Origin of the sequence: Streptacidiphilus sp. MAP12-33 (genome assembly GCF_041261265.1) — a bacterium.
Lineage (GTDB): Bacteria > Actinomycetota > Actinomycetes > Streptomycetales > Streptomycetaceae > Streptacidiphilus.
On record NZ_JBGCCA010000053.1, the window covers coordinates 1 to 13,329 of the forward strand.

General features: G+C 66.4%; 16 protein-coding genes and 2 pseudogenes. 7 read left to right on the forward strand and 11 right to left on the reverse strand.

Annotated elements, in window-relative coordinates:
- The first annotated feature begins 85 nt into the window (after nucleotides 1–85).
- On the forward strand, nucleotides 86–370 hold the full coding sequence (locus ABH931_RS36725; RefSeq protein WP_370123628.1) for a hypothetical protein: 285 nt from the start codon (nucleotides 86–88) through the stop codon (nucleotides 368–370).
- On the forward strand, nucleotides 367–858 hold the full coding sequence (locus tag ABH931_RS36730; protein WP_370123630.1) for a hypothetical protein: 492 nt from the start codon (nucleotides 367–369) through the stop codon (nucleotides 856–858). The genes ABH931_RS36725 and ABH931_RS36730 overlap by 4 nt, the downstream gene beginning before the upstream one ends.
- Before the next feature lie 8 nt (nucleotides 859–866).
- Here ABH931_RS36730 and ABH931_RS36735 read toward each other — a convergent pair whose 3' ends face one another.
- Both ABH931_RS36735 and ABH931_RS36740 read right to left on the reverse strand, forming a co-directional pair.
- Nucleotides 867–1,403 carry a DUF2716 domain-containing protein gene (locus ABH931_RS36735; RefSeq protein WP_370123633.1) on the reverse strand — a complete coding sequence of 179 codons (537 nt, stop codon included), beginning with the start codon at nucleotides 1,401–1,403 and terminating at the stop codon, nucleotides 867–869.
- A gap of 207 nt (nucleotides 1,404–1,610) precedes the next feature.
- Complete coding sequence (locus tag ABH931_RS36740; RefSeq protein WP_370123636.1) at nucleotides 1,611–1,913, reverse strand: hypothetical protein; 303 nt, start codon at nucleotides 1,911–1,913, stop codon at nucleotides 1,611–1,613.
- Nucleotides 1,914–2,442: 529 nt separating this feature from the next.
- Between ABH931_RS36740 and ABH931_RS36745 the strand changes: the two genes are divergently transcribed.
- On the forward strand, nucleotides 2,443–2,760 hold the full coding sequence (locus tag ABH931_RS36745; protein WP_370123639.1) for a hypothetical protein: 318 nt from the start codon (nucleotides 2,443–2,445) through the stop codon (nucleotides 2,758–2,760).
- On the opposite strand, the gene ABH931_RS36750 is transcribed toward ABH931_RS36745, so the two are convergent.
- Nucleotides 2,708–3,568 carry a hypothetical protein gene (locus ABH931_RS36750; protein ID WP_370123641.1) on the reverse strand — a complete coding sequence of 287 codons (861 nt, stop codon included), beginning with the start codon at nucleotides 3,566–3,568 and terminating at the stop codon, nucleotides 2,708–2,710. The genes ABH931_RS36745 and ABH931_RS36750 overlap by 53 nt on opposite strands.
- Nucleotides 3,569–3,856: 288 nt before the next feature.
- Between ABH931_RS36750 and ABH931_RS36755 the strand changes: the two genes are divergently transcribed.
- Both ABH931_RS36755 and ABH931_RS36760 read left to right on the forward strand, forming a co-directional pair.
- Complete coding sequence (locus ABH931_RS36755) at nucleotides 3,857–4,249, forward strand: hypothetical protein (RefSeq protein WP_370123643.1); 393 nt, start codon at nucleotides 3,857–3,859, stop codon at nucleotides 4,247–4,249.
- Complete coding sequence (locus ABH931_RS36760; protein WP_370123644.1) at nucleotides 4,246–4,725, forward strand: hypothetical protein; 480 nt, start codon at nucleotides 4,246–4,248, stop codon at nucleotides 4,723–4,725. Before ABH931_RS36755 ends, ABH931_RS36760 begins: the two co-directional genes overlap by 4 nt.
- An 84-nt stretch (nucleotides 4,726–4,809) precedes the next feature.
- On the opposite strand, the gene ABH931_RS36765 is transcribed toward ABH931_RS36760, so the two are convergent.
- The 5 genes from ABH931_RS36765 to ABH931_RS36785 all read right to left on the reverse strand — a co-directional run bounded on the left by ABH931_RS36765 (nucleotide 4,810) and on the right by ABH931_RS36785 (nucleotide 9,234).
- Entirely contained in the window at nucleotides 4,810–5,202 is a 393-nt protein-coding gene (locus ABH931_RS36765; protein WP_370123646.1) for a hypothetical protein, read from the reverse strand.
- A gap of 474 nt (nucleotides 5,203–5,676) precedes the next feature.
- On the reverse strand, nucleotides 5,677–6,078 hold the full coding sequence (locus tag ABH931_RS36770) for a hypothetical protein (protein WP_370123649.1): 402 nt from the start codon (nucleotides 6,076–6,078) through the stop codon (nucleotides 5,677–5,679).
- A 494-nt stretch (nucleotides 6,079–6,572) separates the two neighbouring features.
- Nucleotides 6,573–7,133, reverse strand: a complete 561-nt coding sequence (locus ABH931_RS36775) for a hypothetical protein (RefSeq protein WP_370123652.1) — start codon at nucleotides 7,131–7,133, stop codon at nucleotides 6,573–6,575.
- A 66-nt stretch (nucleotides 7,134–7,199) separates the two neighbouring features.
- Nucleotides 7,200–8,717: an RHS repeat-associated core domain-containing protein gene (locus tag ABH931_RS36780; protein WP_370123654.1), complete on the reverse strand. Its 1,518-nt coding sequence runs from the start codon at nucleotides 8,715–8,717 to the stop codon at nucleotides 7,200–7,202.
- Nucleotides 8,718–8,754: 37 nt separating this feature from the next.
- Nucleotides 8,755–9,234, reverse strand: coding sequence for a VOC family protein (locus ABH931_RS36785; RefSeq protein ID WP_370123656.1), 480 nt, complete (start codon nucleotides 9,232–9,234; stop codon nucleotides 8,755–8,757).
- A 250-nt stretch (nucleotides 9,235–9,484) separates the two neighbouring features.
- Between ABH931_RS36785 and ABH931_RS36790 the strand changes: the two are divergent.
- A pseudogene (locus ABH931_RS36790) lies at nucleotides 9,485–9,946 on the forward strand (ISAzo13 family transposase); the annotation flags it as partial.
- A 230-nt stretch (nucleotides 9,947–10,176) separates the two neighbouring features.
- On the opposite strand, the pseudogene ABH931_RS36795 reads toward ABH931_RS36790, so the two are convergent.
- A pseudogene (locus ABH931_RS36795) lies at nucleotides 10,177–10,911 on the reverse strand (transposase); the annotation flags it as partial.
- Between the two features lie 45 nt (nucleotides 10,912–10,956).
- Complete coding sequence (locus ABH931_RS36800; protein WP_370123658.1) at nucleotides 10,957–11,820, reverse strand: tetratricopeptide repeat protein; 864 nt, start codon at nucleotides 11,818–11,820, stop codon at nucleotides 10,957–10,959.
- Nucleotides 11,821–12,090: 270 nt separating this feature from the next.
- On the opposite strand from ABH931_RS36800, the gene ABH931_RS36805 reads away from it, so the two are divergent.
- Nucleotides 12,091–12,630, forward strand: a complete 540-nt coding sequence (locus ABH931_RS36805) for a DUF3592 domain-containing protein (RefSeq protein WP_370123660.1) — start codon at nucleotides 12,091–12,093, stop codon at nucleotides 12,628–12,630.
- A 229-nt stretch (nucleotides 12,631–12,859) separates the two neighbouring features.
- Here the strand turns inward: ABH931_RS36805 and ABH931_RS36810 are convergent, their stop codons facing one another.
- The gene (locus tag ABH931_RS36810) at nucleotides 12,860–13,123 is read right to left on the reverse strand and encodes a hypothetical protein (protein ID WP_370123662.1); all 264 of its coding nucleotides are present in this window, start codon (nucleotides 13,121–13,123) and stop codon (nucleotides 12,860–12,862) included.
- Nucleotides 13,124–13,329: the final 206 nt, after the last annotated feature.

Below are 13,329 nucleotides of genomic sequence, written 5' to 3' on the forward strand. Positions count from 1 at the left end.
CGCCTGCTGAATACGAAGCCGCCTACTACCTGACAGCCACGAAACCGCAGGTCACATTCACAACCTAGAGTCTCCGACCAAGCCGGTGCGGTTCAACCCGATGCTGACCGGGACGCGGGTGGAGCTGGTCTTCGACCCGTTCGACCTGAGCGAGATCGAGGTGCGGGCGGCGGGGAAGCCGGCCGGGAAGGCGGTCCCGCACCGGCTGGGCCGGCACACGCATCCGAAGGCGAGCCCGGAGATCCCGCCGCAACCGGCGGCGCCGACCGGGATCGACTACCTCAAGGTCCTGGACGCCACGCATCAGGCGGACACGGCGAGGGGCATCAACTACGCGTCCCTGATGGACGACGGGCGGGGGCAGGGATGATCGACCGGGTCCAGGGCTTCTACGGCTTCACCCGCATCCCGTTCGGCCGCAACCTGGCCCCGTCGATGCTGCATCAGCACCACTCCCACCGCGAGGCCGCGGCCCGCATTGCCTGGTGCAACTACGACATGGACTCCACCACGCCGTTCGCGGTGGTGCTGATCGGCCAGCCCACCCTGCGCAAGCGCATGAAGCACGGCGTCCTGGCCGCCCTGGACCAGCGGATCGCGATCAGCTACCAGATGCCGACCATGAGCAGGGAGGAGACCAGCAGCTACATCAAGCACCACATCACCATCGCCAGCCGCCAGGACACCCTCTTCTCCGACGACACCGTCGAACTGATCCACCTCACCAGCCGCGGCCTGCCCCGCTCCGTCAACAACATCGCCTGGCAGGCCCTCATCGCCGCCTTCACCCAGGACAAAGGCATCGTCGACGAGTCCTCCGCCCGCCTGGCCATCACCGAGACCCACACCAGCGAGTGACCCGGGCCTCAGCCGACAGCCTTCCCGTCCCGGCGAAGAACGACCTGCAGCAACTGCTGCAGGTCGTCCTGGACCGCATCCAGCAGTTCGCCGCCGAACACGCACAGGGAGTGTTCCCAGGGGTGTCCGAAAGTGCCGAAGCGCAGGTCCTCCGCCAGGAAGATGAAGTAGTCCCCGTCCGGATACGGGCTGAGCGGCCAGCCCTCACGCGAGCGCCCTTCAAGAACTCGGGGCAGGAACATGTCGGTCGCCGGCAGATCCGGACGGAGCCGGTAGCACGTGTGCTGCCAATCCAAGATCCACAACGATTCTCCGGGGGCGCTGCAACCAGCCAGTCCTTCCTGCACCACATCGACCAGACGGTCGAGCTTGCGGTCGCCAGGGTCGTCGCCCAGCGCGTCGAGGCTCCACGTGATCGACGGAGAAGTCTCGGTGATCCCGGGGAAGGCATACATGTTGGGCCGGAAGTCGAAATTGGCATCGAAGCGGTCCCAGATGCCGTCGTATTCGGCCCTGGTCAGACGCTTGAGGGGTTCATCGATCACCCGACGAATCTAACCCCAGAGAAGCGAATCTCACGGTCCAATTTGCTGCCACCCGGCTGGTCATACGTCTGCTGGTGACGCGGCCTCACCAGCGACATGACGAGCATGACGCCGACACCATGTTCACCACGGCCCCCGCGACCTGACGGCCGCGGGGGCCTCTTCGCACCTCTTCGTCGACAGCGAGGACGTCGTCCTCGTCCTCACCTACAACGTCGCGCAACACCTAACGACCCGTATGCGCACTGGACCGACATCCCCGAACTGTTCGACCGCCGAGTCGCCGAGATCCAGGCCCGTGTCGACAATGCCAACCGGGGCCCCTGGTACATCGAGAACAACAGCCATGTCACCGGGCAGCCGCACCCCATGGTCTGCGCTGTTGATCACCGCCACGGCAAGATCGTGGGTCGGATCGAGACTCACCGACCCGCCGACTTTGAACTCATCCGTCACGCCGAGCCCGACCTTGAGTGGTGCCTCGACATGATCGCCAAGCTCCGCGCTCACCCTGCCGCCGCAGATGCCACGATCGCAGCGCTTGGCGGCACTGACAGCGACAAGTAGGCCCTACCGTCCCCACAAGCAGTACTGGGCCAGCCCTGCCGACGAGCGGACCCGCCACGCGGTGCGCCCATCAAGAGCGTCATCCATCTTCGCTGTCACGAACTGCGTCTGGTCCAAGATCGTTGGCAACTGGTCCAGGCCCGCTGTCACAGGACACCCGCGTACGAGTCGGTGTTCTTGGATGCCGCGACGGCCGCCGCCCCCGCGCTGACTCCGGACGAACAGGACGAGCTGCTGCGCCGGCTGGGGTCCTGCGGGCCTGCGGTAGTCCCGAGCTGCTGCGGCCCTGGGGGATCGGCGACCGCAGACCACCGAAGAGCGTGCGCAAACTGTCGGGCCCGATCGAGGCTGACCGGCTCCGCCTGCTCACCGACCGCCCTCGATCGCAGCGCAGTGCTCGGCTCGAAGGGCTGCCACCATCAGGGAGTCGATTTCCGCGGGAAGGGGTGTGGGTCGTGGCACTGAGCGATGTTTGGGTGGCCGCAGAGAGCTGTACGGCGACAACGTCGTGCGAGCCGACCAGATCCGCAGAGTGGGCACCCAGCCGCAAGCCCCGCTGTTCGTCCAGCTGTACCTGGACGACGGAGACCACGTCAGCGTTCAGCTCGGAGGACTGGGCGAACGGATCGAGCCCAAGATCCTGGAAACCATCGCGACCGGGCTGATGGAGGCGGTGTTCGCCGCTGCTGCGCTGCCGGGCAGCCACCGGATCGAGGTGGCCCGCGAGGACGGCAAGGTCACCGGCTGGCAGCGCGTCCCGTTGCCCGCGGAGCCTCCATCAGCCGCGTGACCCCGGCCTGTACGAACAGTCGGGTGACGGAGGCCACGAGCAGCGCGGTGACGGGGTCCGTCGTGTCGGCTGCGCGGGCCTTCGCCCACAGGGCGGTCGCGCGGTCGAAGGCGGCGCGCGCACTGGAGTGTCCGGCGCCGAAGTTGCGCGCCAAGCCCGTCGCCGCGCGCGCGTACAGCTGCGAGGCGCGGACGTCGTCGCCGATCTCGTGGCACACGTGCGCGAGGAGTTCGGTGGCGTGCCAGAGCTGGCTGCTGTTCGGGCCGAAGGCGAACTCCACGTCCCACACCAGCGAGCGGGCGGCCCAGGCGGCGTCCAGGAGCCGGCGCTGCTGCACGGCCTCGACAACCCGGCCCGCGGCTGCCTTCGTCCAGTCGGTGTTCTCGTAGCGGGTGGGTTCGCTTTGAAACGAGGCGGGCTGCTCCAGGTACACCGGGAGCTCCATGGTCTCGTCGTCGCTGCGCATGACCGTGCGCAGCGCGGTGCGCGGGGCGTGCGCGCGGGTCCGCTGGTGTGCGCGCGTCGAGGCTCGGCGTGCGCACCAGCCCCGGATGGTCGTCCACAGCAGGCGCAGCAGGGCTGCCGGCCACAGGGCCGTGCACACGACCACCGTGGCGGCGGCCAAGATTGCGCGCACGGGCTCGGCGACGAAGCGGTCGCCGCGTGCGTGCGCGTAGCGCTGCGGCAGTGGCAGGTTCACCGTCAGGCAGACCACGATTCCGGCGAGAGCGTAGAGCGTTGCCGCCGTGACGGTTGTCGGTGGCTGGGGCAGCAGCATGGTGATGCCAGGCACGGTGTCCTCCTCCATGGGGTGGCTCCACCTCATGCCGTCCGGGTCACCGCTACGGTCACCAGTTGCGCGGATGCCGGTTGCGATGCGGCAACAACCGCCGCATCCGGCGGTCCGACCCGGTTACCCCTGCCTCCGTGGCACGTCCCTGTTGTGATCGCCGATCCGGGCGCTGACCTGCACTGGTTACCTCGGCCGGTGACCTGACCCCGGGTAGGTAACCAGCCCCTGGACCTGCCCGGGGTGTGGTGGCTGCGAGGCGCGGCTGGCGCGTGACGGCTGCGTCCGCGCCGCGTTGGACAGGCCATGAGGAAGCATCTGTTCACCGCGCAGACCGGCGCGGCCCTGGCGGCCGGTGCGACGTCGGCTGCCGCCATGGGGCAGTACCAGGCAGTCAGCCTGGACGCCGCGTCAGGCGACCCAGCCGTCACCGGGCATGCGCAGCTGGACGTGACCCGCGCACACGGAGGCTTCCGCATCCTGGGCACCGTCACCAGCTTCTCCGGCTGTGTGAGCCTGAAGGTCGTCCAGGCGCACTTCGGGCTCTACTTTGGCGGAGACCAGATCGTGCGCGTCTGCGGCACCAACCGCAAGGTCCCGGTGGACGCGTTCACCCATCACTCCGATGTGGTCCTTACCGCGGACATCGGACCTGGGTTCGACTCCCCGATCACCAAGCTCACCGGGACGGGCGGATGACCGCCGCCGTTCTGCGCACCGCAACCGCCGGCCTCCTCACAGCGGCGGCCGTGGTCGGCATGGCCGGCTGCGCCACTCACAGGCACTGGATGACCGCCCAACCGGCCACGGTCTCCGCCACCTCGCACCCGACCGCCAACCAGATGGCGCCCTTCCCAGCCCCATCAGCGTCCGCGACCCCGCCCACCGCCTCGGCCTCCGTCGCCGCTCCCGCGTCCGCCAGCCCTTCGCCGAACCCTTCATCCGCTCCGGCACCGCAGGCGGCAACACAACAGCGGGAGCAGGACACCAGGGTTGCCGCTCCGCACCGGCACCGCCGGCACCACACCGAGTCGACCAGGCCGGCGGGCACCGCGCCTCACCCGGCCGGCGCCCGCCCCGCCGGACGACACGGCACCTCCCCCTGCGACGCCCTCGCCCACGAGGGCGGCCTGCCGGGAAACCTGTACGCGCAGTGCCGCCAACTCTACGGCTGAACCTCATGCGGAAAAATGCCACAGCTCCTCAAAAGGACGTAGCCGCCTCGCCACTAAATAGCGAGGCAGCCGACGCCTTCACATCTAAAGCAGACCGAGGATCTGCTCTCCAACCACGAGAACTATGCCAACCCCAAAGATGGTCAAAGTCATGCGTCGAACAACCGCCGGATTCGCAGGCTGATCATTCCCGGCCGCATATCTCTCAATCTCTCCCCGCACATAGTCCCCCTGGCCGATCAATGCCACCAAGATGGAGACCATGACGTCAATGTAGAGCACGAGAACTTGTTGGGAAGAGTTGTGCTTGACCATCCCAAAGAGGAACGCCAACCCAAGGGAGGCCACTAGCGCCAGTGCGATCCCAACACTGACCTTTTGCCGATTGGCCAGCAGGGCACACCGGATTCCCAGCGCGGCGGCTGCGAGAACCGCAGCGCCAGCGAACCACCAAAGCGGTACTTCAGGGGATGTCACGCATTCCTCACGGTTTGCTCATGCCGGGGCCGGCCACCGGGTGGGGGAAGCCGCTAGTGATCATCGGAGCCACTCCCGGAGCAATCCCCGGTCGTGATGCCCAGGAGCGCTTTGGCGCCCCCGGCGACGAGCTCGGATGCCGGGCGGCCGCCTCGGCGCCTGCGGAGCCTGACGCGTTTTCGAGCCGCCCGACCATCTCGCCGAACCGCGCAGCAACTGCGTTCGGGTCGTACGTTACCGGCCACCCAAGCCACTGCGGGTCATCGAGCTCACACAGCAACGTCAGCAGGTCCGCACCACTCTCCGTCACCCGAACATCATGTCGCAGCACCTGCTACGTGATCTACATGAGGTGATGCGAGCCAACCCGGCGCACCCACAGCGACACGCGACGGCCCGCCCCGAACGGCGAAGGGACATTACGGGCACCCAGCCGAGCAGATCAGCGCTCACCGCTGACGAATCGAGGCCATCTCAGCGCGCCATCTTTTGCCAATGACCCTCGGCATCCACCAGGTACAAGATAGAAGCCTTTTCAAGGCCAAGCACTCCAAGGAGGCCATCGACTCTCAGCGGGTCCGCTTCCTTTCCACGTTCGATCCAAACTTCCACATGCGAAAGACCCTCAAGTTGGCTAATTGCATAGTGCCCTCCATCGAGTCTGAATGTGGCATATTGAACCCTCCCCATGTCGACTCGACTCTCCTCAAGGTCGAGCGAAGCCCTGCCAGCCACCTCTGAAACTTCGGCATCCACGACATAGGCACGCCGAAACAAACTCTCGATAAACACCCAACAGCCAAGCTGGATGATCCTTCCCGCCATTTTCCCCACTGTCCCCTCTTCTTCATTCCAAAGATCGAATTGGGGGCTCATAGGAGCCCCCAGTCCGATTGTACGGGCCGTGAATGACACCAGGGCGATAGCTAGTATCCAGAGCATTGCGGCTGCCGACTGGCCCTTTGCGATCACGAAGATGCAACTCGCGATAAGCATGACAATTGGAGCCAAAACAGCCCTCGCGCGCCGTGAGGCCGTCGAGGCCATGCTGCTAAAACAGACGGCCGAGACCACAGCCAGAATGAGTCGGCCACAGCAACCCGACCGATCCCAAGTGGCCTGCCAATTGAAGCGTATCTATCTCCGAGAATCGGATCGCTCCGGCCGCGGATGCCGGTTCCCGGCCGACGGTTGGGCGGCTCGCGATCTACGGCCGCCCAACCGGACTGATCTCTTGACCTCTGCAGTTCACCGCGCTTGCGGGAAAGCCGATGAGACGCAGGCGGCTCCGGCAAGCGCGTGCGGTTCGAACCGGTGGCGGACGGCGCGTAGCCACAAGGCCCGGCAGCGCCAGCGTCAGTTCGGATCCTTCAGCGGAGAACCACACCTATCGCCAGACCCCCGAACAGCGCAAACGCCAGGAATGCTCCGACCCAGAAGTCGTACGGCTTGGGGTACGCCCGGTCCTGAGCAGTCATCTTCTGCTCCCGGCGTCCCCGCCGGCGTGCACTCCGGTCACGGATCGCCGTCGCGCGAAGAGAGCTGATGATGTACTCGGCGATCGCAAGGACAAGGACGGACATGGCTGCCAGGGGCATCAGGAACCAGGGGCTGTGGGCCATGTTTGTACCAACGATGACCTTGCAGGCGAACAGGAGGATGAACGTGGCAAACAGGGATGCGAAGCACAGCGCAAGCCAGGACATGGCAGCAAGCACGACGGCCTGCAGCAGCACCGTCGCGGCCGTGTCATTCCTCTCTGCTACTCCGCGCCCGAGTTCGTCGCCGTGCATTTCCACACCGAAGCCACGGCGAAGTCCTCCCGGAACGATCCGGTAGATCTTCTGAACCAATACGTAGTCGATGAGCAACGCAAATTCTCCAGGAGATTGATTCAAGCGGCTGAGCGTGATTTCGAGGGCGGCTTCCATGCCAAGGCTACGTGATGCCGTTCGGTCGGGGGCGGAGCGTTTGTCCGCTCCGCCCCCGCCACGGGATCAGTTGCTCGGCAGCCACCCCCCGTTGCTGGCCAGGGTCAGCCCGTCTCCCACGGTGGTGGCCATGAGATTGATGCCGATGGCACGCCCCCACGCGCTCGAGGTTGCGGCGGCTCGGGACGCGGCGTCGGTTGCGGCGGCGGCAGCCTTGAACGAGCGCGGACGCGCGGCTGCGATCTTGGATGCCCTTGTTGCTTCCTCGATCGCCGTACCGGCGCGCTTGTCCAGCATCGAGGCGATGCCGAGGCTTCCGACACCGGCGGTACCGAGCCCGGCAACTCCCGCCACTGCTCCAAACATGTCGGCAGTGGTCTTACCCCAGGAGGCGCCGCCGTTTATGTCCTCGTACGTGTTCCAGAGGGAGTCGCCAGTGGCGATCGCATCCGCAGTCATAGCGAGGCCGCCGGTCACGAGATCGAGCCCGGGGACAGCGGAGGTCGCGAGTGCAATCGTGTCCAGAACCGGAGCGAAGGAGCTCACAGTGTCGGCCGGAGACTTCACAAAGCCCCAGAATCCGCCACCCGAACTGTGCTGCGTGGACTGCGCCTGCTCCTCCTGAGCCGCACGCTTGTTGTAGGCCTCGGCCTGCGCTGCCATGGCGTTCATGACTTGCTGGGCCCGTGTGTTGCTCCAGTACAGCTTTGCGTAGTAATCGTTGTTCTGCGCGGCCCACTTGGCGCCCATGCGCTGGTACACCAAAACGTCGTTGCCCGTTGGTGGCGTAGGCATAGTGTGGTGCACGGCGACGCCCATGTTCCAGGAAGTCCAGTTGTGCGGGTGAGCCTGCTGGTAGTCGAAGCCGGGCTGGCCGTCGACGACTCCGCCGTGGGGGGTGTTGACGACGCGGAGCGTGCAGCCGGGGTCGTTGCCGTCGCATCCGCTGATGAACAGCCCTGACGGGTCGCTGAAGGTGATCGGGTTGGATCCGGCGTAGCTGTAGCCGTTGAGCTGCTGAGAGCTCGTCGCCTCGAAGATCGGGTCGAGACTGATGAACCTTCCGATCACTGGGTCGTACTGTCTCGCGCCGATGATGGTCAGCCCGGTGGACGCGTCGGTGGGCGCGTTGATGAATCCGCGGTTGTCGACCCACGTGGTCGCGGTGCCGCGCGGGGCTCCGTACGGGGTGAACTCGCGCCAGGTCGGGACCTGGGCGCTCGAGTCGAGGTACAGGTTGCTGGTGCCGTGCTGGTCGGCGAACTCGAACTCGTACGCGGAACCGCTTCCGGTACGGACCGCTGTCCCGCCGCCCGGAAGGGCGTAGTGGCGCACCCCGGTGACCGTGGTTCCTGTCAGGGTGAGCTCCTCGCCCGGCAGGTAGAGGGTGGTGCTGGTCGGGTCCTTCTGGAGCAGCAGGGCGCCGTCGGGTCCGTAGACGTAGTGGCTGTCGCCGTTGGTTCCGCCGGTGATGTCGGTGAGGTTGCCGGCGTCATCCCAGGTGATGCTCGTTTGAACCGCAGCGATGCGAGAGGGCGCCTTTCTCTGGGATGTTCCATCCCAGAGAAAGGCGCCCTCTCGCATCGCTGCTTCCTGGTTAACGTTCGCCGTTCGGGGCGGACTAAATCGTCGCAACGTGAACGAAGTCAACTCGCCCGTAGGGCGTCTTGGAACCCTCCCAAAACGGGTCACAATCGCCCCAGTCCTTTGAATCGAGGAGGTTGGGGATTTCTCGCTCTTCCTGGAGGCTTGAACTGATGATGAACGCGTTGCCCTCGGGGTCGGCCATCGTAACCTCGCCGATTCCCCACCCATGGTGACGCTTTTCGATCAGGAGCGCGCCCAGGCCCTCCAGGCGTCTCACTTCGTCGACGAGCGATCCGTCGGTCGGTTGGAGCCAAAACAGGACAGCTCCCGCAACATGGCCCGGGGGAGCAGGCATCAGCAGGACCTGCTCGGACGTACCGTTCCCGGCAGGGAAGTCGATCATGGCATAGGGCTCATTCCCCGCCAACTTCCCCCTCAGTGCGCCGCACCAGAACGTCTGCTGCCCTTCAAGATCAAGGCAAGGGACCATGGCGAATCGCATACGCATCGGCATTCAGGCACCCTACCCCTGATCTTGCGCTCGGGGATCGCGTTGAGCAAAAGGCACGGTCGGGAGCGCCAGCGGGCAGGAACACTGCCCTGGGTGGACCACTCCGCGTCTGGCACGGCACCTCACGGCGCGCGGTGCTCGCGGAGTTTGCCGCTCGTGCGGGTTGCCCACTCGTTACCGGCGGGGGGCTCAGTCGGCCGAGGGATCGCAAACAACTTCTGACGTGTATGTCGTGTGCATGCTGGTGTTGGTGCATGGAACGGATGCCGTACTCAACGGACTTGTCCGACGCGCAGTGGGCCTTGAGCAGGCCGCCTACCCGCATGCGAAACGTCTGCTCATCACCGCGGACGGCGGTGGCTCCAACAGCTCCCGCGCCAAGGCGTGGAAGGCGAACCTCGCCGTCCTCGCCACCGAGACCGGCCTTCAGATCAGCGTGTGCCACCTGCCTCCGGGAACATCGAAGTGGAACCGGGTCGAACACCGCCTGTTCTCCTTCATCTCCCTCAACTGGCGCGCCCACCCGCTGACCAGCTACGAGACAGCCCTGAACCTCATCTCGGCGACCACCACCCGCACCGGGCTGACCGTGACCGCCCGCCTGGACACCGGCAGCTACCCCACCGGCATCGAGATCAGCGAACAGCACGCGGCCTCCCTCGCCATCCGCCCCGACGACTTCCACGGGGAGTGGAACTACACGATCCCGCCCCAGCCCGGTACCCCCGAAGTCCCGCTCCACCCGCCCGGCCCCCGATCCCACCCCCGGCACGCGCACACATTCGGCGCGACCCTGGCCACCCACCCCCTGCTGACCGGCCTCGAGCGGCATGACCTGGATGAACTCACCGTCGGCGTCCGCGACCGACTCGACGCCCTGCTGATGACGCGGGTCTGTACTTTGATCGGCTCTGGCCCGTAATCGGTGGTTGCGCTACGTGGTGATCATCGGAGGAGGATTCGCTGGCGGAGGAGAGGAAAGCCGGCGCGACCATGCATCTGCCTCATGATCCGCTTGGTGCGGGTGTTGACGCCCTCGGTTCGGCCGTTGTGGAACGGCAGCGTCAGGCCGGCGTCGACGGCGGGGCGGTCGAGCTCGAGGCCGTTCGCGAAGGAGTGCAGGTGGGGCAGTTCGGTGGCGCGGACTGCCACGATCCAGTCGGTGAGCTTGGCGTCGTTTCCCTCAGCCGGAGTCAGCAACTTGGCAAACTCGCTGACCAGGCGGGCGAGGCCGGTCATCTCGGGGCAGGTGTTGGTGAGCTCGGCCAGGAACGCGGCGTCCTTCTCGCGCAGGTGGTCGGGGTGGGTCAGTAGCAGGCGGGCGAAGCGCTTCGGGGTGGTGACCGGCCGCTCGCCCTCGACGCGGCCCTGGTTGATGTAGCGGACCAGGAGGTTCGCGCTGCCGGTGTAGCCCAGTTCCTTGATCTCGCGCAGAAGGTGGGTGACGGGCACCGCGGGATCCTCGGCTCGGCGTCGGCGCAGGTGATCGCGGTAAGGGTCGACCAGGGTGGGCCGGTAGCGGGGTGCCCGGCGCTCGGCTGGGGGCTCTTTGCGGCGCATGTGTCGCTTGACCGTGTTCAGGGCGAGGTCCAGGCGGCGGGCGCACTCGAGCAGGCCGACGCCCTGGTCGAACAGGTCGTGGATCTGCTGCCAGCGCTCGCGGACACTGTGTTCGTGGACTTTGCGGTGTCTCATGAGACACCGCAAAGTCGTGCCTCGGCGGTGTCATTCGCGCTCGCGGGCTCTCGCGAGCGCGGAGACCAGGATCTGGGCCTCGGTGGGCTGATTCGCGAGCCGTCCTGCTTCGAGGATCGCCTCGTCGGTCATTCGCGCGCCAACCTGGTGGGCTCGATGGACGGCGTCTACGTTCAGATGTGCCGTCAGCACGAGGAGCCAGCGCATGGCCTGCACGGGGTCGGCTTCAGTCCCGATGCCGTCCCGATACCAGTCGGCTGCGACATCCACCGCGCCATCGTGGCCGTTTTCTGCCGCACTAACATACCAGCTCAGGGCTTCCCGGTTGCGCCCGCTGGCCGCCAGCTCGTCGCCCAGCAGCGCGGCAGCTTCCGTGATGCCGCCGTCGGCGGCCTGGGTCAGTAGTCGGAGGTACTCATCACGGTCAGCGCGGCGGGTGCCCTCCGACTGAATGACCGCGGCGTTGAAGGCCCCGTAGGCGTCTCCCTTGTCGGCTGCTGCGCGAAACAGCGCCAGTGCCTCGTCGCGGTCCTCATCCACTCCCAGGCCCCGCACCAGCATGAAGCCGAGGGTGCGAAGGCCGGCAGCATGCCCGGCAGCGGCCGAGGCCCTGGCGTAGCCGACCGCCATCGGAAGGGCGTCTTCGGTGTAGTAGTCCATCAAGATCCCCGCCATCAGGGCCTGTGCCTCGGGGGCTCCTGCATCAGCGAGAGGCCTGACGTGAGGGGCCGCGAACCTGCTGACGGCGTTCGCACCTTCCAGGCTTCCCAGCTTGGCCGCCTCGATCCAGGCAAGCCCGGCATCTACCCACCGTCCGGCCTCAGCCGCCTCCTGCCCAGCGTCGAGAAGCTCTCGTATCTGTGCCGACTCAGGGTCGGGCTGGACGGACGTCACAGAGGCTCCTGGAAGAAGAGTGCGGGTGGCGATCGGCCGATTGAAGCAGAAGCACCTCTTCCGCGCGGCGTCGGCCCGGGCGGGACAGGTGCAGCTTGATCTCGTATCGGAGATCGGCGTCGACGCCGAGTCCCCAGCTCTCAAGATCTTTCACGGAACTCCGGTCAGACCCGTTTTCGACCGTCCTCATCATCCGACCACCGCCGTCCTCGCAGCATCCGCCACCCGGCTCGTAGAGGCAGTCTCAGCCCGTATGGCAGGATCCCCGGCATGCAGAGACGCGAGGGGGAAACCACCAGGCGCACGGTCGCCCGGTGGACAGTGGGGCTGCTCTTCATACTCAGCGGCCTCGGTGCAGCCGCCGTCAACGCGATCGTCGGCTACGAAGCCGGACAGCTCCTCGCGCACGGCACCCGAACGTCAGCGACCGTCGAACAGGTCACCTACGGGAAGAACAGCGACTCCGCAGAGATCACATTCACCGACACTCTGGGAACCGAACAAGTGGCCTGGATCGACGGCGTCCCGCACCAGTACGGCGTTGGCGACCACATCACTGTTGTCTACGACCGCAACGATCCCTCGAACGTCTCGGCGGTCTCGACGGCGGAGCAGAAGTCCGCGCCGAGCACCGTGGCGTTCTTTGCCCTCTTCGGGGCGATCTTCGTAGGCGTAGGCTTCTTGACCATATGGCGAGGCGTCCCCAAAGGGATCGGCGGGTGGGCCTACAACCGGGACTACCTTCCTGGGGCACGGCGCCGGCCGTCGTCCCCTGAGTCGTTGGAGCACGCCTCGGAGACCGTCGACTGACGAACCGCTCCCGGATGGGCGCCGCGTGGAAGGGACAGCCGCCGGTCTGGGATGGCAGCGAGTAAGGGGAAGTTGCTCCCGGGTTGCATGGCGTAGACCGAGGTGAGTCACAGTGCCGCTGCGGGAGGCTTGCTGTTCGCGGAGGGCGGTCGTCTCTGCCGAGAGGCTGGCGATCACTGTGGCGGCGGCGTCGAGCTGGTCCTGCAGACGCCGGCGGTCTTGCTGGCTCTCACGAAGCTTTCGAAGGGCCTGGGCCAGCTCTTCGTCGCGCTTGCTGTTGGCGAGCCTGGGGCGGGGACTCGCTGACCCGGCGGTCCCATTCAGCGAGGATCTCCGGGGCGCGGTTCATGGTCGCGCGGCTGACACCGGCCTCACGCCAGAGGTTGTTCTCGGTGAGCTTGCCGTCGGTGTTCTGGGCTGCGCCTGCGAAGAGCCGGTCCATTGCCTCGCGGAGGGCCAGCTCAGTCGCCGCAGAGACGGTGGAGGCGGTCACGGCTTGGGCTCCCTCTTGAGGACGAGTTCGACGTCGCGGAGTTGTTGACCGAGGTTTGCGCGATGGTTCGGGGCGACCTAGACCATCACTCGGCTCGTCAACGAACGCATCTGCGCCTACGACCCGACCACCAACGAACGGGGCCTGCTGGCACCCTCCGCGGTCTGGCAGCCATCGCCCGGGGACGAGGTGATCGACCACACCGT

Bases quoted from the DNA above. Each gene is read 5' to 3' on its own strand.
- ABH931_RS36730 (WP_370123630.1), top strand. From the start codon at position 367: ATGATCGACCGGGTCCAGGGCTTCTACGGCTTCACCCGCATCCCGTTC.
- ABH931_RS36750 (WP_370123641.1), bottom strand. From the start codon at position 3,568: ATGGAGGAGGACACCGTGCCTGGCATCACCATGCTGCTGCCCCAGCCA.
- ABH931_RS36755 (WP_370123643.1), top strand. From the start codon at position 3,857: ATGAGGAAGCATCTGTTCACCGCGCAGACCGGCGCGGCCCTGGCGGCC.
- ABH931_RS36760 (WP_370123644.1), top strand. From the start codon at position 4,246: ATGACCGCCGCCGTTCTGCGCACCGCAACCGCCGGCCTCCTCACAGCG.
- ABH931_RS36770 (WP_370123649.1), bottom strand. From the start codon at position 6,078: ATGAGCCCCCAATTCGATCTTTGGAATGAAGAAGAGGGGACAGTGGGG.
- ABH931_RS36775 (WP_370123652.1), bottom strand. From the start codon at position 7,133: ATGGAAGCCGCCCTCGAAATCACGCTCAGCCGCTTGAATCAATCTCCT.
- ABH931_RS36780 (WP_370123654.1), bottom strand. From the start codon at position 8,717: ATGCGAGAGGGCGCCTTTCTCTGGGATGGAACATCCCAGAGAAAGGCG.
- ABH931_RS36785 (WP_370123656.1), bottom strand. From the start codon at position 9,234: ATGCCGATGCGTATGCGATTCGCCATGGTCCCTTGCCTTGATCTTGAA.
- ABH931_RS36805 (WP_370123660.1), top strand. From the start codon at position 12,091: ATGCAGAGACGCGAGGGGGAAACCACCAGGCGCACGGTCGCCCGGTGG.